Here is a 19,341-nt window from a genome sequence, read left to right on the forward strand (position 1 = left end):
CGGACCGGACACAGTTTCCGCATGAACACGTCACAGGAACGCAGATCGGGTGGAGGATGACATCACCAGTTCCTCCCCCCGGAAGGTTCTTCGACAATGAGCGTCGATACCCGCCCCGCCCTCCCCACCTACACCGACGACGAAGAAGCACTGATCGTCCGTAACCAGCACGGCACCCCGGTCTCCCTGCGCCCCCACGGCAGGTGGACGCCGGTGAAGATCGCCATCTGGGTGGTCGTCTCGCTGCTCGGCGCCACGGCCTGGACCATGCTGGCCATCGTCCGCGGCGAGCAGGTGAACACGATCTGGTTCGTCATCGCCGCCGTCTGCACCTACATGATCGGCTACCGCTTCTACGCGCTGTTCGTGCAGCGCACGGTGATGCGTCCGGACGACACCAACGCCACCCCGTCCGAACGGATCAACAACGGCACCGATTTCGACCCGACCCACCGCGTGGTGCTGTACGGCCACCACTTCGCCGCGATCGCCGGCGCCGGACCACTGGTCGGGCCCGTGCTGGCCGCACAGATGGGTTACCTGCCCGGCACTATGTGGATCATCTTCGGCGTGATCATCGCCGGCGGCGTCCAGGACATGCTGGTGCTGTTCTACTCGATGCGGCGCGGCGGCCGCTCGCTCGGCCAGATGGCCCGCGACGAGATCGGCCCGGTCGGCGGCACCATCGCTCTGGTCGTGGTCTTCGCGATGTTGATGATCGTGCTGGCGGTGCTGGCGATGGTCTGCGTCAACGCCCTGGCCGAGAGCCCGTGGGGTGTCTTCGCCGTCGGTTGCACGATCCCGATCGCGCTCGTCATGGGGGTGTGGCTGCGGTTCGTCCAGCCCGGCAAGATCACCCAGGTCTCGGTCGTCGGTTTCGTGCTGCTGATCGGCGCCATCGTGGGCGGCCGCTGGGTGGCTGAGAGCCCGCTGGGCGAGTACCTGCACCTGTCTCCCACCGCGCTGGTGTGGGCGATGGTCATCTACGGCTTCTTCGCCGCGGTGCTGCCGGTCTGGCTGCTGCTGACCCCGCGCGACTACCTGTCCACGTTCATGAAGGTCGGCACCATCGTGGTGCTGGCGTTGGGCATCCTGCTGGTGCGGCCGATCGCCCAGATGCCGGCCTTCACCAACTTCGCCTTCAACACCGCCGGACCGGTCTTCGCCGGCGCGCTGTTCCCCTTCCTGTTCATCACGATCGCCTGCGGTGCACTGTCGGGCATGCACGCGATGGTGTCGTCAGGCACCACGCCGAAGATGATCCAGAAGGAATCCCAGTCCCGCTTCATCGGCTACGGCGGCATGCTGATGGAGTCGTTCGTGGCCGTCGCCGCCCTGTGCGCGGCGGTCAGCCTCAACCAGGGCGTCTACTTCGCGATGAACATGTCGACCGCGTCGATCAACGCCGCCGCCGGCACCTCGATCAGCGCCACCTCCACCGGCGCCGAGAAGGCCGAGGCGGCAACCGCCGCCGTGGAGAAGCTGGCGGTCAACCCCGACGGCACCCCGGTGACCGTCGAGTGGCGGGTGACCGAGCCCAACGGCCAGGAGCGGGTGGTGACCGGCGCCGACGCTCTCGAGGAGGTCGCCGCCGACGTCGGTGAGGCGTCCGTGGTGTCACGCACCGGCGGCGCCCCCACCCTGGCGGTCGGCATGGCCGAGATCCTGCACCGCGTCCCGATCATCGGCGGCACCGGCATGATGGGCTTCTGGTACCACTTCGCGATCATGTTCGAAGCCCTGTTCATCCTGTCCGCGGTGGACGCCGTGACCAGGGTGGCGCGTTTCCAGCTCTCGGACGCCATCGGCAACTGGGTGCCGAAGTTCGCCAACCCGTCGTGGCGGATCGGTTCATGGATCAGCACCGCCGTCGTGGTGGCGGCCTGGGGTTCGCTGCTGCTGATGGGCGTCACCGACCCGCGCGGCGGCATCCAGACCCTGTACCCGCTGTTCGGCATCGCCAACCAGTTGATCGCCGCCGTCGCGTTGACGGTGGTGACGGTGATGGTCGTCCGAAAGGGCTACCTGAAGTGGGTGTGGATCCCGCTGGTGCCACTGGCCATCGACGTGGCCACGACGTTCACGGCGTCCTGGCAGAAGATCTTCTCCTCCGACCCGGCGCTCGGCTACTGGAAGCAGTACGCCGACGCCCAGGCGAAGATCGCCTCCGGCAGCCTGGACGCCGGCAACCTGGCGATCCAGCAGGCGGTGGCCCGCAACACGTTCATCCAGGGCACGCTGTCGGTGCTGTTCGTCGGCGCCGTGGCCGTCGTGCTCGTGATGGCCGCGCTGCGCATCCGGCGCACGATCACTTCGGGCGACTTCACCTCGTCGGAAGACCGCAGGGTCGAGTCGAACTACTTCGCCCCCACCCACCTGATCGCGACGCCGCTGGAACGCAAGGTCGAGGCCGAGTACGCGGTCGTCGGCGACCCGGCGCTGCTGGCCGGGCACAGCACGCGTGCGGTCAGGGCGGGACACGGCGCCGACGCCGCGGACACGCACTTCGGCGACGACGGGACCAGCTCGTCATGACCGAGCTGATCGGCAACGGCTGGCGGTCGATGCGGGGCTTCGTGGCGGACCTGATGGGCGATTCGGCCTATGCCCGCTACGTGGCCCGGCACCGGCTGCAGCACCCCGACCATCCGCCGCTGGACGAGCGCACCTGGTGGCGGCAGCGTTCGGACGCCGACGAGCGCCGCACCGGTCAGGGCTGCTGCTGAAGCGGCTTGAGGCGTCGCAGCAACACCGTGTGCAACGGCCCGGCCAGTACCAGCAGCCACATGCTGAGCAGGTTGACCGCGGGCAGCAGGGCGGCCAGCAGCGCGGCGAGGGTGAACAGCAGGAACAGCAACAGCGAGCTCAAAGCCATCGTGCCGGCATACAGCGTGACGAGCAGCACGTCGTAGGCGCCGGTGTGTTCATTGACCAGGTCGAGACCGCCGACCAGGGCTGTCGGGATCGGCAACCATCAGCGGCAGAATCAGCAGCGTCATCGCGATGGCGACGACCGCGTCGGTGAAGAACCGTCTCGCGGCCGGCCGCAGCCGGCCAGACGGGGGCGGGGTGGCGGGGAGGGGCGCGGCATGGGCAGACTGGCGCCATGATCACCATCACTGTGAAGTGGCCCGTCAAACCCGAGTACGCCGGGGAGTGGATCGAGATCTCCAAGGAGTTCACCGAGGCGACCCGAGCCGAGCCCGGTTGCCTGTGGTTCGACTGGTCCCGCAGCGTGGACGACCCCAACGAGTTCGTGCTCATCGAGGCGTTCGCCGACGGCGACGCTGGTGGCCGGCACGTCAACTCCGACCACTTCGCCAAGGCGATGGCGAGCCTGGGCGAGTACGTTACCGCCCGGCCCAGGATCATCTCCTACGAGATCGATCAGGACGGCTGGAACGAACTGGGCGAGCTCCAGTTCGACGACGCCTGATCGCCCCGGCACACGCTCCCGTCCCGAACCTGCTCATCGCGTCGGTGACGGTGCCGTGCTCGGCGGCACCGGCATCGTCTCCACCCTGTTGGCCCTGTGGATCGCCACGCTGTTCAGCGACGGGCAACCGCGAGGAGAATAAGCGGCTCGCCGCGGCGGTGACCAAGCGGTCCGGCAACCAGGGCGGCTGAGCGCGACCCGGGTCAGTCCTCCAGGTAGCCGTGCCGGCGCAGCACGTCGGTGACGAACTGCTGCAGGCGGGGCTTGGCGTCGGTGTTGGCATACGTCACGCTGACAGAGCCCTTGCCCCCGGCGGCCCCCCTGATCGCCTCGCGGGTCTCGGCGACCAGGTCGAAGTCGATGGCGTGCGCGACGAAGTGCGTCTTGGTCGCGGTGAACATCACGTAGCCCTTGAGGTAGCTGTCGGCGAACTTGAACATCGGCACCCCGCGGAACATCGTCAACGACAGTTGCGGCACCCGCCGTTCGACGAACGCCCAGAACTCCTGCAGCCAGGGGCGTCCGGCCTCAGGCACGTCGGCGAGGTACTGCTCGACACTGTCCGCCATGACCTCACTGTGCCCTGCCGGCCCCGATCAGGCCAGCGCCGGCTGCTCGGTTCGTTCGTGGTCGAGCAGCCAGCGTTTGCGCTCCATCCCGCCCGCGTAGCCGGTCAGCGCCCCCGAGGCGCCGATAACCCGATGGCACGGCACCACGATCGCGATCGGGTTGCGGCTGTTGGCCAGCCCCACCGCGCGGGACGCGGTCGGCTGGCCGATGTGCGCGGCGAGGCGTCCGTAGCTCCAGGTCTCGCCGAACCCGATCCCGGTCAGCGCGGCCCACACCATCCGCTGGAACGGCGTCCCCGCGGTCTGCGCCAGCGGCAGGTCGAAGTCGGTGCGCTTGCCGGCGAAGTATTCGCGCAACTGCCGCGCCGCGGTGTCGGACGCCACCGAAGCCGGGACGGGCACCGGCGGCTCGCCGAACCGGACGGCGGTGAGGTTGCCGTCGGCGTCCGTGGCGACCCAGATGGGGCCGACCGGGCTGGCCAGCGTGGAGATGTTCATGATGCCTCCGGAACTCGGTTGATCGGGTGGTCGAGCACCGACCACAGGTACTGGGTGGCGTAGCTGCGCCACGGGCGCCATCGTTCGGACGCCGTCGCGAGCCCGCCGATGCCCAGCCGCTGCGCGGCGCGCACGACCCCCAGGTCGGTGGCGGGGAAGGCGTCCGGGTCGCCGAGCGCCCGCATGGCGACGTTCTCGACGGTCCACGGCCCGATGCCGGGCAGGGCGGCCAATGCGCGCCGCGCCTCGCTGCGGTCGGCGCCCGCGGACAGGTCGATACTGCCCCCGGCCAGTGCGCTGGCCAGCCCGATCAGCGTCTCGGCGCGTCGTCGGGGGCCGGCCAGGTCGGCGGGGGCGAGCGTCGCCACGGCGTCCGGGCCGGGAAAGAGGTGGGTGAGGCCGCCGCCCGGGTCGTCGACGGGCGTGCCCAGCCGGCGCACCACGCGGGCCGTCTGGGTGCGGGCCGCCGCCGTCGACACCTGCTGGCCGAGCACCATCCGCAGGGCGGTCTCGGCGCCGTCGACGCCGCGCGGCACCCGGCGTCCGGGCGCGGCGGCGACCAGGGGCGCCAACGCCGGGTCGGCGGCGAGCACCTCGTCGACGGCGACCGGGTCGGCGTCGAGGTCGAGCAGCCGCCGGCAGCGGCCGATCGCCGGGGTCAGGTCGCGCGGATCGGCCAGCCACAGGGTCGCGGTGACGTGGTCGGCGCGCGGCGCCAACGCCGCGATGCCCGGCCCGTGCGGCAGGGTCAGGGTGCGCCGGTAGGCGCCGTCGCGCCACTCCTCCACCCCGGGTACGGCGGTGGCGGCCAGGTGTCCGAACAGGTTCGACGCCTCGAACGGACGCCGCACCGGCAGCCGCAACTCGACCGCACCCAGCCGCCGCGGACGCCGGTCGCGGCGCAACCGGGCCCGCAACTCGCCGGGGGTGAGCGCGAACGCGGCCCGGATCGCGTCGTTGAACGAGCGCACCGAGCCGAACCCGGCGGCGAAGGCCACTTCGCCCAGCTTCAGGTCGGTGGTCTCGAGCAGCACCCGGGCGGTGTGGGCACGCTGGGCTCGGGCCAGCGCCAGCGGCGAGGCGCCGAGCTCACCGGCCAGCACCCGCTGCAGTTGGCGCACCGAGTAGCCGAGGCGTCCGGCCACCCCCGGCACGCCCTCGCGGTCGACCAGCCCGTCGCCGATCAGCCGCATCGCCCGGGCGACGGTGTCGGCGCGAACGTCCCAGGCGGCCGAGCCGGGCACGGTGTCGGGCCGGCAACGACGGCAGGCGCGGTAGCCGGCATCCTGCGCCGCGGCGGCACTGGCGTAGAAAGAGGTGTTCTCGGGTCGCGGGGTGAGCGCCGGGCAGCTGGGCCGGCAGTAGATCCGGGTGGTGCGCACGGCGGTGAAGAACTCGCCGTCGAAGCGGGCGTCGCGGCTCGCGACTGCCCGCAGGCACACCTCACGGTTCGGGATCATGGCTCCATCATGGCCGCCTCCAGAGACACTTCCTAGCAGGAATGCGACATGGCATTCCGTACCCGGAGCAGGCTCACAATCCGCGGATGCGCAGGCTCACAATCCGCGGATGCGCAGCGTCACCCCGATCGAATCCCCCAGCCCGATCGACTCCGCGGCACGCACGGCGTCCTTGACCGGGAGCAGATAACCGCCGTCGCGGGGGAACAGCGAGGTCGTCCAGGTGGTCGCACCGGTGACCGCCTCGACCGGGATGACGCCCCAGCCGTACGTCACCGCCCTGGCCAGCTCGCGGACCTCGTCCGCCACCCAGCCGGGCAGCCGCATGAAGTGGTACGGCGCCGGTCCCCGCCATTCGATCACCGTGCCGTCGAAGTCGAACTCCACCACCCGGGCAGTGTGCCATCCGCGGGCCGACCGGTCACCGGGCGCCCTACGACGCGGGGCCGAGGACGCCGGCCACCACGTCGCGGACCAGTCGGCGACCCAGGGCGTCCAGTTCGTGACGGGCCTGGCCCCGCAACGGTCCGAGCAGTGCCAGCGAGGCGAACCCGTGCACGCTCGACCAGCAGTGCACCGCGGCCGACGAAACCGAGTCGGGCGGCAGCGACCCCTGTGCGGCCGCCGCCGCCAACGCGTCGGTCAGCAGTTGGAAGGGTGTGCGTCCACCGTCACCGGCCCCCTCGGGCAGTTCGGCGTGCCCCATGTCGAGCAGCCCGAACAGGCCTGTCCGGAAGCCGTTGGGATTGTCCAGCGCGTAGGCGATGTAACCGTCGCCGACCGCCGTCAGCAGGTCCCGTGGCCGGGCCCGGTGCGCCGCCGGCAACGCCGCCTGATGGGCCTCGATCACCCCGGCCAGGGCCCCCAACGCCCGCATCCCGACCGCGGCCCGCAACTGGTCGACGTTGGCGAAGTGCCGGTAGGCGGCGGTGGGGCTGACCCCGGCCCGACGGGTCACCGCCCGCAGGGTGACGGCCTGCGGCCCCTCGTCCAGGGCGAGCCCGTAGCCGGCCCGGACCAGCGCCGCGCGCAGGTCGCCGTGGTGGTAGGGGTGCGCTCTTGCCTCGGGCATCGGGCAGCACCTACTGTGGCCGGCACGCGATGTTCACAGCGTCAACATTAGAGGAGCGGTGCATGCCGGACGAGCGAAACCTGCTGTTGGGGAGGCTTCGGGGCGAACGCAGGCACGTGCTGGCCCAACTCGAGGGGCTCTCCGAGGAGCAGCTGCGCAGCCCCGTGCTGCCGTCGGGCTGGACGCCGTTGGGCCTGGTCCGGCACCTGACCTTCTCGGACGAGCGCTACTGGTTCGAGACCGTGATGGCGGGCGGCGACCTCGACTACTGGCCCGAGGGCGACAACGCCGACTGGCTGGTCGGGCCCGACGAGCCGGCCGAGGCCGTGCTCGCCGCCTACCGGGGCGCGGCCGCGGCGTCCGACGCTCTCATCGAGGCCACCGAGCTGGACGCCCCGCCGCGGCACCCGGAGTACTGGTGGGAATCGGCCGGCCTGTCCTTCCCCGACCTGCGCAGCGTGCTCGTCCACGTGCTGGTCGAGACCGCCGTGCACGCGGGCCAGCTGGACGCCGCCCGCGAGTTGATCGACGGCCGCCAGTACATCGTCCTGTGACCGCCCCGACCCGACGAGAGGAGAACCGATGACCATCCAACTGACCCCCTACCTCAACTTCCCCGGCAACGGCCGGGAAGCGATGACCTACTATCACGGCATCCTCGGCGGCGACCTGCAGCTGTTCGGCTTCCGTGAGTTCGGCGTCCCGGACGCCCCCGAGGAGGGGCTGATGCACGGCCAGCTGACCGGGGACGGCTTCACGATCATGGCCTCCGACGCGATGCCCGGCGCCGAACAGACCTGGGGCGGCACCCGGGTCTACTGCTCGTTCTTCGGCGACGACCTTCAGACCCAGACCCGCTGGTTCGAGGCCCTGGCCGCCGACGGCAGCATCGGCCAGCCGCTGGAGATGCAGGTCTGGGGCGACGTGTACGGCCTGGTCAAGGACAAGTACGGCATTGAGTGGATGTTCAACGTGGCCGCGCCGCAGGGTTGGGCCGCGACCGTTGAGGTGGCGGGCGGCTGAGCCCCGGCACTGTCAGCCGGTGCTGACCACCTCGGCGTCCTCGTCGTCGCCCGGCCAGTCGAAGCCGTCGACGTAGAGCCGCAGCCTCGACTCGGTGAGCCGCAGGGCGTTCGCCTCGTGCCGGTCGTTGCGCTGCTTGACCCGCTGCCACAGCACGTCGAAGGGCGCGGTGAACACCAGCAGTTCGTAGCCGACGCCGGCCGCCCCGCACAGCCGCCGCCACTCGTCCCGCACCGCCCGGTCGGCGAGTGACAGGTCGACCACGACGTCCTTGCCGTGCGCCAGCGCCTCGTCGAAGTCCCGCTTCAGCCCGGCGTAGAGCTCGTCGAGACGGTGTTGCGGCGGTTCGTCCTGCTGCCAGCCGTCGTCCCACACCGCCTCGTCCATCGACAGCCGGACGGCGCCACGCCGTTCGAGCTTCAGCGCATGGGTGGTCTTGCCGGAACCGGCGGGACCGCACAACAGGGTGACCTTGGGCATGCCTGCCAGCATGCCAGGGCGGGCCAGGGCCGGCGTTGCGCGGCTGTTACGACTCCCCCGGCTCGATCCCGGACGCCGCGGCCGCCAGCAACCGCCGCCCGGCGGCGGCGAAGGCGTCCCGGACGGCGACATCGCCGAGCACGGTGTACGGCGCCTCGAGTCCGGTCAGCCACGACGGCACGTGTTCGGGGTGGTCGGTGCCGGCGCGCAGTTCGGTGCGCCGCTCGTCGAGGGCGCGCAGCCGGTTGCTGTAGTGGCCGAACCAGTCGCTCAACGGGCCGATCGGCGCCTCGATCACCACCACGGCGGTGTGCCGGTACGACTCGGCCGGGATGCGCCCCAGCCGCTGGACGGCGTCCGGGGCATCGGAGCGGGGGCGGTAGCCGAAGGTGGACACCGCCAGGTCGGTCAGCCGGTCGAGCCGGAACAGCCGCCAGTCGTCCCGGTCGAGGTCGAAGCCGGACAGGTACCAGCCGTTGTCGCTGGCGACGAGCTGGTAGGGCTCGACCCAGCGCCTGGCCAGGTCACCCCGGCCGGAGCGGGTCGGCGGGTAGCCGAAGCCGATCCGCGACCGGTTGCGGATGGCGGCGGCGAGCCGGGTGAGCGACTCGGGAGCAGATCGGCGCGTCGGCAGGCCGGTGTGTCGCACCGTGTCACGCAGGTCGCGCAGCCGTTCCCGCAGCGGGGCCGGCAGGGCGGCGTCCAGTTTGGCGAGCGCGCTGACGGCGTCCTCGGCCTCGGCGCCCTCACCGAGCGCAGCGGTGCGCTGCAGGCCCAGCCCGATCGCCACCGCCTCGTCCTCGGTGAACAGCAGCGGCGGGACGGCTCTGCCGCGGGACAGCCGGTAGCCGCCGGCCACACCGCGTTCGCCCTCGACCGCGTAGCCGAGTTGCCGGAGCCGCTCGATGTCCCTGCGCACGGTGCGGGTGGTCACGCCGAGGTCGCCGGCCAGCTCGGACGCCGTCCATCCCGGCCGGGACTGCAGCAGCCCCAGCACCCGCAGCGCCCGCTCGGTGGTGTCGGTGGACATGGCTCCACGATCCCATGAACCAAAGGACTGTTCCTGTCCTATTTGAGGGACAGACTTGGATTATCAGTCAGGCGGGCGACGACGAAAGGACACCGACCATGGCTTTCCTCACTCCGAACGCGACCGGCGAGGCCCCGGTGCTGGCGAGCTTCCTGCGCAACCAGTTGGCCCAGGTCCGCTCCACGACCCACGGCCTGAGCGACGCCGACTGGCACCGGCGCTCGACGGTCAGCGCGTTCACCCTGGCCGACCTGATCGACCACGTCGGCCTGGTGGCCCAGCAGTACGGCGTCGGCATCGAGGCCACCGTCGGCGGTTCGGCCGAGTACAGCCGCGGTATCACCGAGGGCGAGCCCGACCCCATCGACGGCCTGACCGGCGAGCAGTTGCTGGCCGCCTTCGACGAGCGGGTCGCCGGCGTCTCCGCCCAGCTCGACCGGATCGTCGCCGGAGAGATCCCGCTCGACGGCAAGGTGCCGGTGCCGGCGGCGCCGTGGTTCCCGGCCGACCTGACCCACTGGGAGGTGCGCTGGGTGCTGGTGCACCTGTGCACCGAGATCGCCCGGCACGCGGGCCATGCCGACATCATCCGCGAGGCGATCGACGGCAAGCAGGCCTACGAGCTCAACGACCTGGCCGACGGCATCGAGCCGGTCGATTGGCAGGCGCTCAGTCAGGAAGGCTGATGTCCTCGACGGTCTTGTCCGGACGCCAGCCCCGCCACACCGGCATCCGCAGCCGGCCGGCGTTGGTCCACACCCCGTAGCTGACCTCGCCGACCAGGATCGGTTCGACCCAGTGGGCGCCCTTGGCGTCCTGCCGGGGGATGTCGGGCACGGCGGTGCCCGGCACCTCGATCTCGGACAGTACGAGCCTGGTGTCGGCCAGGTCCTTCTCGGTGAAGCCGGTACCGACCCGGCCCACGTAGCTGAGCGCGCCGGTGGCGTCCGGCACCGCCATCAGCAACGCGCCGATGGTGCGTGCCCGGGCGCTCTCGCCGGGCGCCCAGCCGACGATCACCACCTCCTGGGTGAGGACATGCTTGATCTTGATCCAGGTGTGGCCCCGGCGGCCGGGCTGGTAGACGCTGTCGGCGCGCTTGGCGACCACACCCTCCAGGCCCAGTTCGCGGCTGATGGCCAGCGCCTCGTCGGCGTCGGTGCCCAGTTGCTCGCCGAGGTGGACGCGACGGGTGCCGTCACCGATCAGGGCGGCCAGCCTCTCCCGCCGGGTCGTATACGGCTCACGAAGTAGCGAGCGGGCGTCCAGCCGCAGCAGGTCGAAGGCCATGTAGTGCGCCTCGCCCGGGTACTGGCTGCGGTTCTGCAGCTTCTCGAAGCTGGGGCGTCCCTGCTCATCGAGCAGGACCACCTCGCCGTCGAGAATGGCGTCGTGTCCCTCGATGAGGGCGCCGAGTTCGGCCAGTTCGGGAAAGTCGCGGGTCAGGTCGAGACCCCGCCGGCTGGTCAACCTGACCTCGCCGCCGGCGACCGTCGCGATGGCGCGGTAGCCGTCCCACTTCACTTCGAACACCCAGCCCTCGCCCTGCACGTCGGCGGCGGTGCCGGCCGTGGCGAGCATCGGCGCGACGGAGGTGTCGGGCTCAGCGTCGGTGACCTGCGCCGCACCCGACGCGTCCCCCGACTCCCCCGACCCCACCTCGGTGTCGTCCGGCTCTGCCGGCTTCATCAGGTGGATCAGCCAGTTCTTCTCCTCGCCGCCCATCCGAGTGTGCAGCAGCGCGAACCGGCGCGGGACCCCGCCCAGACCGCCGCCGGGGCGTCCGGTCAGGGTGGCGATCACCTCCCTGCCGTCGCGCCACTTCTCCAGCTGATAGGTTCCGGCGTCCCAGATGTCGACGTGCCCGCCGCCGTACTCGCCTTTGGGGATGTCACCCTCGAAGCTGCCGTACTCGAGCGGATGGTCCTCGGTCTGCACCGCGAGGTGGTTGACGTCGGGGTCGGTCGGCGGCCCCTTGGGGATCGCCCACGACACCAGCACCCCGTCGTGCTCGAGCCGGAAGTCGTAGTGCAGCCGGCGGGCGTGGTGCTCCTGGATGACGAACGAGTTGCCGTCCGGACGCGGTTGCGGCGGCTGTTGCGGGACGGGCTCGGGGGTCCGGCCGGCGTCCCGCATCGAGCGGTAGGTGGCGAGGCGGTCTGACCCGGCTGCCGACGACTCCGGCCTGAAATGGAGACTGTCCCCATTATCGGCCGCACCGTCGGACGTCCCCTCCAACGCCGCCATCGGGTCGCCGAGCGAGGCGACCCGTTCGAGCACCTCGTCGAACTCCAACTGGCGCAGCCCGGAATCCAGCTCGTCCCAGGCGCGGGGTGCGGCCACCGTCGGGTGCTCGCGGCCGCGCAGCGAATAGGGCGCGATGGTGGTCTTGGCGGCGTTGTTCTGGCTCCAGTCGAGCAGCACCTTGCCCTCGCGCAGCGTCTTCTTCATGTCGCTGACGACCAGTGCGGGGTGCATCGCCTCCATCGACCGGGCCAGCTCGTGCGCCCACGCCGACACCTCGTCGGAGGTCATCGCCGCCTCCAGGGCGGCGTACAGGTGGATGCCCTTGCTGCCGCTGGTCACCGGGACGGACGCGAAGCCGACGGCGTCCAGCACCTCGCGCAGCAGCTGCGCCACCTCGACGCACTGCTCGATGCCGGCGCCCGTGCCCGGGTCGAGGTCGATCACCAGCCTGTTCGGCGGCTGCACCTCGCCGTCGAGCACCGTCCACTGCGGCACGTGCAACTCGAGCGCGGCCAGTTGGGCTAGCCAGACCAGGGTCGCGGCGTCGTCGATCAGCGGATAGGTGTTGTCGCCCTCGCTGTGCTCGATGGTGAACGTGCGCACCCAGCCCGGCGTCGACTTCGGGTCGAGGTTCTTGTGGAAGAAGGGCGTCTGCGGGTGCTCGCGGGTGCCGACGCCGTTGGGCCACCGTTTCCGGGTCGCCGGACGCCCCCGGGCGTGCGGCAGGAACACCGGCGCGATCGCCTGGTAGTAGGCGATCACGTCGCCCTTGGTGGTGCCCGTGGCCGGGTAGAGCACCTTGTCGAGGTTGGTCACCTTGACCCTGCGACCTTCGATCTCGAGGTGCTGCTCGGACGGGCTCATGTCCGCCAGTGTGGCAGTCACCGCCTCGGATCACCCGTGACAGACTCGCTCCATGGACCGGCGCAGCGACGACCGTTACGTCAAGGACTCCACCTGGGCGACCCTGCCCGCCGTGCTCCTGGGGCTGTCGGCGATGTTCTTCCTGGTCTTCCGCGAACCGTTGGCCGGTACGTTCATGCTGGCCTCGGGTGTCTTCGGCGCCTGGTTGTGCGACTTCACCACCCTCTCCGACGGCCTGCTGCCCGACCTGACCGCGGTGGCGTCCGGGATCATCGTGCTCAGCCTGTCCGACCTGGCCGCCGACCTGTCCGACGCGGGCATGGTCCGGTTCACCGTGGTGCTCTCAGCGGCGCTGATCGTGCCCTACGTGCTGGTGCGCTGGGTGTTCCGTCGTGACCCGATCGTGTTCCCGTGGGGCGGATGGCGGTGGAACCGTGCCCAATGGACCTACCTGGGGGTAGTGGTGGTGGCCGGCTACCTCATCCTGCCGTGGTATTTCCTGAGCACCGGGGTCTACCAGAACTGGCCCGCGATCCACACCACCGACGAGGTGGCCCGGCTGTTCATCGGGGTGAACGCGGTCGGCATCTGGGACGAGCTGTTCTTCATCTGCACTGTGTTCGCCCTCTACCGGCGGCATTTCAAGCTGTGGCAGGCCAACCTGCTGCAGGCCATGATCTTCGTGTCGTTCCTGTGGGAACTCGGCTACCAGTCCTGGGGGCCGCTGCTGACCATCCCGTTCGCGCTGGTGCAGGGCGCGATCTTCCAGCTCACCAAGAACCTCGCCTACGTCATCACCGTGCACCTGCTGTTCGACGTGGTGGTCTTCCTGGTGCTGCTGCACGGCCACAACCCCGAGTGGCCGACAATTCTGCTCACCCCGGCCGGCTGACGGCTCCCGTCAGGCCGCGACGAAGAGGGCCAGCACGGCGGTGTCGGCGTCCTCGTAGGGGTCGATGCCGGCCCGGCTGACCATGCGGGTGATGTTGCCGCGGCGGTCGGCCTCGACCCAGGCCGCCCGGTGCTCCAGGCCCAGGTGCGGAATGCCGGGCAACAGCACACAACCGGCGGCCACGTCGTCGGAGTCGGGCAGCGACGGCCGGATCTCGTTCGGCGGGTGCAGCACGATCAGGCCCGGCGGCTGGTGACGGGCGAACTGGCCCGGGGACACCGCGTTCTCGCCCAGTACCGGCCCCTCGGCCAGAACCAGCCCGACCGCCCCGGGCACCGGTTCGTCGGGCAGCTCCTCACGCACCCGGAACACGGTGCTGGTGGGCAGCATCCCTGGCACGGTCGCCATCCGCACCGCGAGCAGCAGGAACCGTGCCCATTCGACGGTGTTGGCGGGCCAACGGCCGGAGACCAGGAACCCGCCCAGCCTGCCCTGGGCCTGGAAGGGGGACACCTCGACAGGGAGATCCTCTGGCTCGTTCACGTCGCTCGCCTCCTCCACCCAACCACCGGTTCCGTCATGGTGAATCACGGGCTGGCTAGCACACAAGCCCCCTCGAGTGCCAACCCTCAACCGTTACCTGAACGGAACGCAGACGTTCCGAGGTCAAAACGAGACCGTAATATTTGTCGTCAAACATGGTTGTAACGAACAACCAAGCGTCATCTTGGCGAAACGGACGTCGATACTTCCGTTTCCAGCGAGCATCATGTGAGAATCAGCCATGACAACCGTCGTCGAACCCGTCGTGTCGGAGCTCACCCAGCACCCCGCCTGGCTCCGGATCAAGGACGCCGCCACCGCACTCCAGACCCTGCAATCGGCCACCGGCGCCGTGGACGATGCGGCCTCGCACGATCGGGCCGCCGCCCTGGTCGGCGACCTGACCGCCGGCATCGCCGAACTGGCCCCGCTGTTCCCCCACGACGCCGGCTACCTGGACGCCGTCCGCGTCGACTTCGACCGCTGGGCCACCGACGGCTTCGGCGAACCCGACTTCCACGACTCACTAGTCGCGTTCCAGCCGCAGCTCGACCGGGTCGACGGGCTGACCCACCTGATCGTCTTCCCGATGTACACCCAGAACGGCTCGCGCAGCCGGTTGGTCGAGGCCGTGCTGGTGCAGGTGATCTGGCCCGACTTCGTGGCCGACCTCGAGGCGTCCGAGTTCAGCAACAAGCTGTTCGTGCCGATCCGCTTCCTCGACTTCACCGCCGGCTACGACACCAACTCGGCGGTGCTGTTCCCCGAGACCGTGGCGATGCGGCAGCTGCCGACGTTCACCTGGGGTGCGATCTTCGCCGACCGCGAGGCGGCGCGGTTCCGCCGGGTGGTGCGCGCCGCGGTCGAGGTGACCAAGTTGGACCTGCCCGCCGAGGCGGCCGAGTTGCTCGACGACCAGTCGCTCACCGAAGAGACCTTTGTGATGTGGGATCTCATCCACGACCGCACCCACATGCGTGGCGACCTGCCGTTCGACCCGTTCATGATCAAGCAGCGGATGCCCTTCTTTCTCTATTCGCTGGAGGAGTTGCGCTGCGACCTGACCGCGTTCCGCGAGGCGTCCGCGATCGACCGCCGGGTCGCTGCGCTGAGCGAGCCCTCCGCCGATGACGTGGCGCTGGCCCACCACGCCCGGCTGGTGCAGTACTGCGTGATCTTCGACCGGATCTTCCGTTTCGCGATCACCGGCAGCCGAGTGCGCAACTACGACGGCCTGGGCGGACAGTTGCTGTTCGCCTGGCTGCACCAGCATCACGTGCTGCACTGGACCGACACCCGGCTCGCCTTCGACTGGGAGCAGGTGCCGGACTGCGTGAACGCCCTGGGCGCCGAGATCGAGCAGCTCTACTGGCGCTCGATCGACCGGCCCAAGATCGCCCACTGGCTGGCCGCCTACGAACTCGTCGCCGGCACGCTCGAGCCGCACCCGGCGTCCGCCTGGAAGGCCGGTGACCTACCGCTGACCGGGCTGCCCCGCGAGCTCACCGACAAGGTGCTCGACGACGAGTTCCCGCTAAGCATGTTCTACGAGGCGTTCGAGAAGAAGATGCGCGACGTCATCGCCTCCACCTCGGGCATCACCGGCGTGGACGCCTGATGCGGGTGGTGATCGCCGGCGCGGGCAGCGCGCTGGGGGACGCCACCGCCGCCGCTCTCCGGGCGGCGGGCCACGAGGCGATCGAGGTCGGGCCCGAGCAGTGCGATCTGCGCGACTTCGCGGCGGTGCAGGAACTGGCCGCCGAACTGGGCGCCGTGGACGGCGTGGTCCACCTGGTCGGCGGCTGGCGCGGCGGCGGTGGCCTGGCCGGCCAGACAGACGAGGACTGGGACTGGCTGCAGACCATGCTGGTCGGCACCCTGCGCAACACGACCCGCGCCTTCGTGGACGCCGTCGGCGCCGCGCCTGCCGGCCGGTTCGCGATCGTCTCGCAGGCCGGGGTGGCCCGGCCGACCGCGGGCAACGCCAACTACCTGGCCGCCAAGGCGGCCGCCGAGACCTGGCTGCTGGCGGTCGGGCACGCGCTGCGCGACACCCCCGCCACGGTGCACGTCGAGCGGGTGGTGGCGCTGTATTCCGACGCCGATGCGGCCGCCTACCCCGACCGGGATTTTTCGCGTCACACCCATGTCGACGAGCTCGGCGGCCGCCTCGCGGCGCTGTTCGACTGAGCCGGCGAAGAGTTCTCCCCTGGTGCAAACCACCGTGTCAAAGGTGTCACCCGGTGGGTGACGCAGCGCTGGTGCAGATGCCCGGGCTTGGATTTAGTTTTCCTAAAATAGTCACCTTCAACGACTACGTCGAGACCCACACCGACATCACCTACTCGGGGTTCCTGTTCGCGTCCGTGCGCGTCACGGTCACCCCCGGGCAGTCCTACGACCTGCAGTACCACGTCGGCACCGAGGTGTTCACCAGCACCGCGGCCGGCCAGTACTACCGGCTGCTCGGTGCGGCCCTGGTCACCGAGCAGCGCAGCTCGTACTCCGAGCCGGCACCCTGAGCCAGGCCGGTAAGACCCGCCCGGTGCACGCTTCGGCGACGGTCTACGACGGTGGCGTGAGCGGGGACGGCTCGACACAGGCCGCGACCCCGACGCCCACCCTGTCTGAGAGCACCTCCCAGACCCCGAGCCCGACTCCGAGCGTGACCGGCAGCACGCCGGCCACCTCGCCGACGACGAGCTCCCCGACCCCGCCGCCCGGCGATGGCCAACTGCCGCAGACCGGCACGGAGGCCAACCCCCTCGGTGTCGGCGTCGGCGTGGGGATCCGGGTGCGCCCCCGGATCGCCACACCCCTAGCCAGGCCCCGTTTCCAGCGGTGGCGCAGGCGGTGGCAGGATGGCCGGGTGCAACTCCATGATCCGGCCAGGCGCGGTTTCGCCAGCGACAACTACTCCGGCGTCCACCCCGAGGTGCTGGACGCCCTCGCCGACGCCAACGGCGGACACCAATCCTCGTACGGCAACGACGCGTACACCGCCCGGCTGGCCGAGGTGGTCCGAGGACACTTCGGTGAGCAGGCGGAGACCTTCCCGGTGTTCAACGGCACCGGCGCCAACGTCACCGGCCTGCTGTCGGTGCTGCCGCGCTGGGGCGGGGTGGTGTGCGCGAAGAGTGCCCACATCAATGTCGACGAGGGTGGCGCGCCCGAGAAGGTAGCCGGCCTCAAGCTGTACCCGGTGGACACCCCCGACGGAAAGCTGACGCCGGAGCTGCTGGACGAACAGGCGTGGGGGTTCGGCGACGAGCACCGGGCGCAGCCTCTGGCCGTGTCCATCACCCAGTCCACCGAGCTCGGTACCCTCTACACCCCCGACGAAATCGCCGCGCTCACCGAACACGCGCACGCCCTCGGCCTGGCGGTGCACGTGGACGGCGCCCGGCTCTCCAACGCGGCCGCCGCGCTGGGCGTCGGCTTCGCCGCCTTCACCACCGACGCCGGCGTCGACTTGGTCACCCTCGGCGGCACCAAGAACGGCGCGATGGGCGCCGAGGCAATCGTGGTGCTCGACCCCGAGCGCTGCCACGGCCTGACGTTCCTACGCAAGACGCACATGCAACTGGCCAGCAAGATGCGCTTCGTGTCGGCCCAGCTGGTCGCGCTGTACGAGGGTGACCTGTGGCTACGCAGCGCCAGCCACGCGAACGCCATGGCGGCCCGACTGCGGGCGGCGGTCGAGAATGTCGACGGCGTTGAGTTCGCCTACCCGACCCAGGCCAACGGCGTCTTCGCCCGGCTGCCGGCCGGGGTCGCCGACGTGGTGCGGCAGCGGTTCTTCTTCTACGACTGGGACGCCGCGGCCCGCGAGGTGCGCTGGATGTGCTCCTTCGACACCACCGAGGCCGACGTGGACGCCTTCGCCGCTCTGATCCGGCAGGCCTGCGCACGGGCCGTGCAGGGTTGATCCACATCGGGCACCGAACTCGGTGCCCGATGTGGACCGACACTCAGCCGACGTCGCGGGCCAGGTCGTCGACCCGCTCGGCGCCGGGCAGCGACAACAATCCGCTGACCGGGATGAACAGCTTGGAGTGCCGCACGCCCGAGCCGATGCAGACCCAGTCGCGGTCGGCGACGGCGCCGTCGACCCAGACCGGCCAGCCCTCGGGCAGCCCGACGGGGTTGATGCCGCCGTACTCCATGCCGGTCGCCTCGACCGCATAGTCCATCGGCGCGAAGGACGCCTTGCGGGCGTCGAGGCGGCGGCGGATGACGCCGTTGACGTCGAGCCGGCGGTGGGCCAGCGTCATGCAGCACGCGTGCCGCTCGACGCCGGCCCGGGTGCCGCGCACGATCACCGCGTTCGCCGAGGCGTCCATCGGCACGCCGTAGTGGGCACACAGCTGCTCGGTGTCGGCGTGGGCCGGGTCGATCTCGGCCACCAGCGCCTCGGGGATGAGCCCGATCGCCGCCGCCACCGGCGGCGCCAGCAGGTCGGGGCGCTGCGCGGCCGGCACGGCGTCCAGGGTTCCGAAGAGGGTGTCGGTCATGGCGTCCATCCTGCCGGGTACCCGTAGGGTCGGCGCATGACCGCCGACCACCGGACCCTCGTTGACGCCTACCCGCCGATCGGGCTGCGGATCAGCGCAGGCCCCGTCGAACTGGGCGGCATCGACGACGACACGGCGATCGAGCTGGCCAACCTGGCCGCCGACGGGGTTCATCCGCCGGATCGGATGCCGTTCCTGCACCCGTGGACGCTGACGACACCCGACCGGTTCCACGTCGAGTTTCTGCGGTACCACTGGGGGCTGCGCGCCCGGTTCGCCCCGGACGCCTGGAGCCTCGACCTGGCCGTGCGCCACGACGGCGAACTGGTCGGCACCCAGGGGGTGGTCACCAACGACTTCCGCCGGACCCGGGCGGGTGAGACGGGCTCGTGGCTGGGCCTGCGCCACCAGGGACGCGGCATCGGCACCTTGATGCGCCGAACGCTGTGCGCCTTCCTGTTCGACGAATTGGGCTTCGAGCAGGTCACGTCGTCGGCCTTCGCCGACAACGTCGCCTCCAACCGGGTAAGCCTGGCGGTCGGCTACCGGCCCAACGGCACGCACCGTTCGGCGCGTGGTGAGGGCTGGGCGACCAACAACGACTACCTGCTCACCCCGGACGCCCTGGTCCGGCCCCCGGCCCTCAGCGTGCAGGGCGCGGAGCCGCTGCGCCGCTTCCTCGGCCTGGCCGAAGCCGCCCCCAACGGCTGACG

At 70.6% G+C, this 19,341-nt stretch carries 23 protein-coding genes; 12 read left to right on the forward strand and 11 right to left on the reverse strand.

What is annotated here, in order from left to right; translation table 11 throughout:
• Positions 1–96 precede the first annotated feature (96 nt).
• On the forward strand, positions 97–2,535 hold the full coding sequence (locus OIE40_RS13905; protein WP_264703170.1) for a carbon starvation CstA family protein: 2,439 nt from the start codon (positions 97–99) through the stop codon (positions 2,533–2,535).
• Entirely contained in the window at positions 2,532–2,726 is a 195-nt protein-coding gene (locus tag OIE40_RS13910; RefSeq protein ID WP_264703171.1) for a YbdD/YjiX family protein, read from the forward strand. The genes OIE40_RS13905 and OIE40_RS13910 overlap by 4 nt, the downstream gene beginning before the upstream one ends.
• Here OIE40_RS13910 and OIE40_RS13915 read toward each other — a convergent pair.
• Complete coding sequence (locus OIE40_RS13915; RefSeq protein ID WP_264703173.1) at positions 2,711–2,971, reverse strand: hypothetical protein; 261 nt, start codon at positions 2,969–2,971, stop codon at positions 2,711–2,713. The genes OIE40_RS13910 and OIE40_RS13915 overlap by 16 nt on opposite strands.
• A gap of 135 nt (positions 2,972–3,106) precedes the next feature.
• Here OIE40_RS13915 and OIE40_RS13920 point away from each other — a divergent pair, with 135 nt between their 5' ends.
• A complete protein-coding gene (locus OIE40_RS13920; protein ID WP_264703174.1) occupies positions 3,107–3,436 on the forward strand; it encodes a putative quinol monooxygenase in 330 nt (109 codons plus the stop codon).
• A gap of 203 nt (positions 3,437–3,639) precedes the next feature.
• On the opposite strand, the gene OIE40_RS13925 is transcribed toward OIE40_RS13920, so the two are convergent.
• The 5 genes from OIE40_RS13925 to OIE40_RS13945 all read right to left on the reverse strand — a co-directional run bounded on the left by OIE40_RS13925 (position 3,640) and on the right by OIE40_RS13945 (position 7,035).
• Entirely contained in the window at positions 3,640–4,005 is a 366-nt protein-coding gene (locus OIE40_RS13925) for a hypothetical protein (protein ID WP_264703175.1), read from the reverse strand.
• Positions 4,006–4,032: 27 nt separating this feature from the next.
• Entirely contained in the window at positions 4,033–4,503 is a 471-nt protein-coding gene (locus tag OIE40_RS13930; protein ID WP_319805236.1) for a methylated-DNA--[protein]-cysteine S-methyltransferase, read from the reverse strand.
• Entirely contained in the window at positions 4,500–5,963 is a 1,464-nt protein-coding gene (locus OIE40_RS13935) for a DNA-3-methyladenine glycosylase 2 (RefSeq protein ID WP_264703176.1), read from the reverse strand. The genes OIE40_RS13930 and OIE40_RS13935 overlap by 4 nt, the downstream gene beginning before the upstream one ends.
• 96 nt (positions 5,964–6,059) lie before the next feature.
• Positions 6,060–6,353, reverse strand: a complete 294-nt coding sequence (locus OIE40_RS13940; RefSeq protein ID WP_264703178.1) for a DUF1905 domain-containing protein — start codon at positions 6,351–6,353, stop codon at positions 6,060–6,062.
• 43 nt (positions 6,354–6,396) lie between these two features.
• On the reverse strand, positions 6,397–7,035 hold the full coding sequence (locus OIE40_RS13945) for a TetR/AcrR family transcriptional regulator (RefSeq protein WP_264703180.1): 639 nt from the start codon (positions 7,033–7,035) through the stop codon (positions 6,397–6,399).
• 62 nt (positions 7,036–7,097) lie between these two features.
• Between OIE40_RS13945 and OIE40_RS13950 the strand changes: the two genes are divergently transcribed.
• Together OIE40_RS13950 and OIE40_RS13955 are read left to right on the forward strand one after the other, a co-directional pair.
• Positions 7,098–7,589 carry a DinB family protein gene (locus OIE40_RS13950; protein ID WP_264703182.1) on the forward strand — a complete coding sequence of 164 codons (492 nt, stop codon included), beginning with the start codon at positions 7,098–7,100 and terminating at the stop codon, positions 7,587–7,589.
• A 28-nt stretch (positions 7,590–7,617) separates the two neighbouring features.
• Positions 7,618–8,058, forward strand: coding sequence for a VOC family protein (locus tag OIE40_RS13955; RefSeq protein ID WP_264703183.1), 441 nt, complete (start codon positions 7,618–7,620; stop codon positions 8,056–8,058).
• Between the two features lie 12 nt (positions 8,059–8,070).
• Here the strand turns inward: OIE40_RS13955 and OIE40_RS13960 are convergent, their stop codons facing one another.
• On the reverse strand, positions 8,071–8,538 hold the full coding sequence (locus tag OIE40_RS13960; RefSeq protein WP_264703185.1) for a P-loop nucleotide/nucleoside kinase family protein: 468 nt from the start codon (positions 8,536–8,538) through the stop codon (positions 8,071–8,073).
• A 46-nt stretch (positions 8,539–8,584) separates the two neighbouring features.
• Positions 8,585–9,568 (reverse strand): helix-turn-helix transcriptional regulator, encoded by a 984-nt coding sequence (locus OIE40_RS13965; RefSeq protein WP_264703187.1) that lies wholly within the window; start codon positions 9,566–9,568, stop codon positions 8,585–8,587.
• Positions 9,569–9,666: 98 nt separating this feature from the next.
• Between OIE40_RS13965 and OIE40_RS13970 the strand changes: the two genes are divergently transcribed.
• On the forward strand, positions 9,667–10,254 hold the full coding sequence (locus tag OIE40_RS13970; RefSeq protein ID WP_264703189.1) for a DinB family protein: 588 nt from the start codon (positions 9,667–9,669) through the stop codon (positions 10,252–10,254).
• Here the strand turns inward: OIE40_RS13970 and OIE40_RS13975 are convergent.
• Entirely contained in the window at positions 10,238–12,679 is a 2,442-nt protein-coding gene (locus tag OIE40_RS13975; RefSeq protein WP_264703191.1) for an ATP-dependent DNA ligase, read from the reverse strand. The genes OIE40_RS13970 and OIE40_RS13975 overlap by 17 nt on opposite strands.
• 52 nt (positions 12,680–12,731) lie before the next feature.
• On the opposite strand from OIE40_RS13975, the gene OIE40_RS13980 reads away from it, so the two are divergent.
• A complete protein-coding gene (locus OIE40_RS13980) occupies positions 12,732–13,571 on the forward strand; it encodes a CPBP family glutamic-type intramembrane protease (protein ID WP_264703192.1) in 840 nt (279 codons plus the stop codon).
• A 9-nt stretch (positions 13,572–13,580) separates the two neighbouring features.
• Here OIE40_RS13980 and OIE40_RS13985 read toward each other — a convergent pair whose 3' ends face one another.
• Positions 13,581–14,114 carry a peptidase gene (locus OIE40_RS13985; RefSeq protein WP_264703194.1) on the reverse strand — a complete coding sequence of 178 codons (534 nt, stop codon included), beginning with the start codon at positions 14,112–14,114 and terminating at the stop codon, positions 13,581–13,583.
• Positions 14,115–14,355: 241 nt separating this feature from the next.
• On the opposite strand from OIE40_RS13985, the gene OIE40_RS13990 reads away from it, so the two are divergent.
• The 4 genes from OIE40_RS13990 (at position 14,356) to OIE40_RS14005 (ending at position 18,042) form a co-directional block, all read left to right on the forward strand.
• Positions 14,356–15,732 carry a DUF6421 family protein gene (locus tag OIE40_RS13990; protein ID WP_264703196.1) on the forward strand — a complete coding sequence of 459 codons (1,377 nt, stop codon included), beginning with the start codon at positions 14,356–14,358 and terminating at the stop codon, positions 15,730–15,732.
• Positions 15,732–16,304, forward strand: coding sequence for an SDR family NAD(P)-dependent oxidoreductase (locus tag OIE40_RS13995; protein WP_264703198.1), 573 nt, complete (start codon positions 15,732–15,734; stop codon positions 16,302–16,304). The genes OIE40_RS13990 and OIE40_RS13995 overlap by 1 nt, the downstream gene beginning before the upstream one ends.
• A 53-nt stretch (positions 16,305–16,357) precedes the next feature.
• Positions 16,358–16,636, forward strand: coding sequence for a hypothetical protein (locus OIE40_RS14000; RefSeq protein WP_264703200.1), 279 nt, complete (start codon positions 16,358–16,360; stop codon positions 16,634–16,636).
• Positions 16,637–16,983: 347 nt separating this feature from the next.
• On the forward strand, positions 16,984–18,042 hold the full coding sequence (locus tag OIE40_RS14005; RefSeq protein WP_264703202.1) for a threonine aldolase family protein: 1,059 nt from the start codon (positions 16,984–16,986) through the stop codon (positions 18,040–18,042).
• A 43-nt stretch (positions 18,043–18,085) separates the two neighbouring features.
• Here OIE40_RS14005 and OIE40_RS14010 read toward each other — a convergent pair whose 3' ends face one another.
• Positions 18,086–18,628 (reverse strand): YbaK/EbsC family protein, encoded by a 543-nt coding sequence (locus tag OIE40_RS14010; protein WP_264703203.1) that lies wholly within the window; start codon positions 18,626–18,628, stop codon positions 18,086–18,088.
• A 36-nt stretch (positions 18,629–18,664) separates the two neighbouring features.
• On the opposite strand from OIE40_RS14010, the gene OIE40_RS14015 reads away from it, so the two are divergent.
• Positions 18,665–19,339, forward strand: a complete 675-nt coding sequence (locus OIE40_RS14015; protein WP_264703205.1) for a GNAT family N-acetyltransferase — start codon at positions 18,665–18,667, stop codon at positions 19,337–19,339.
• Positions 19,340–19,341 lie beyond the last annotated feature (2 nt).

The sequence above is a fragment of the Micropruina sonneratiae genome (assembly GCF_025972045.1).
Lineage (GTDB): Bacteria > Actinomycetota > Actinomycetes > Propionibacteriales > Propionibacteriaceae > Micropruina > Micropruina sonneratiae.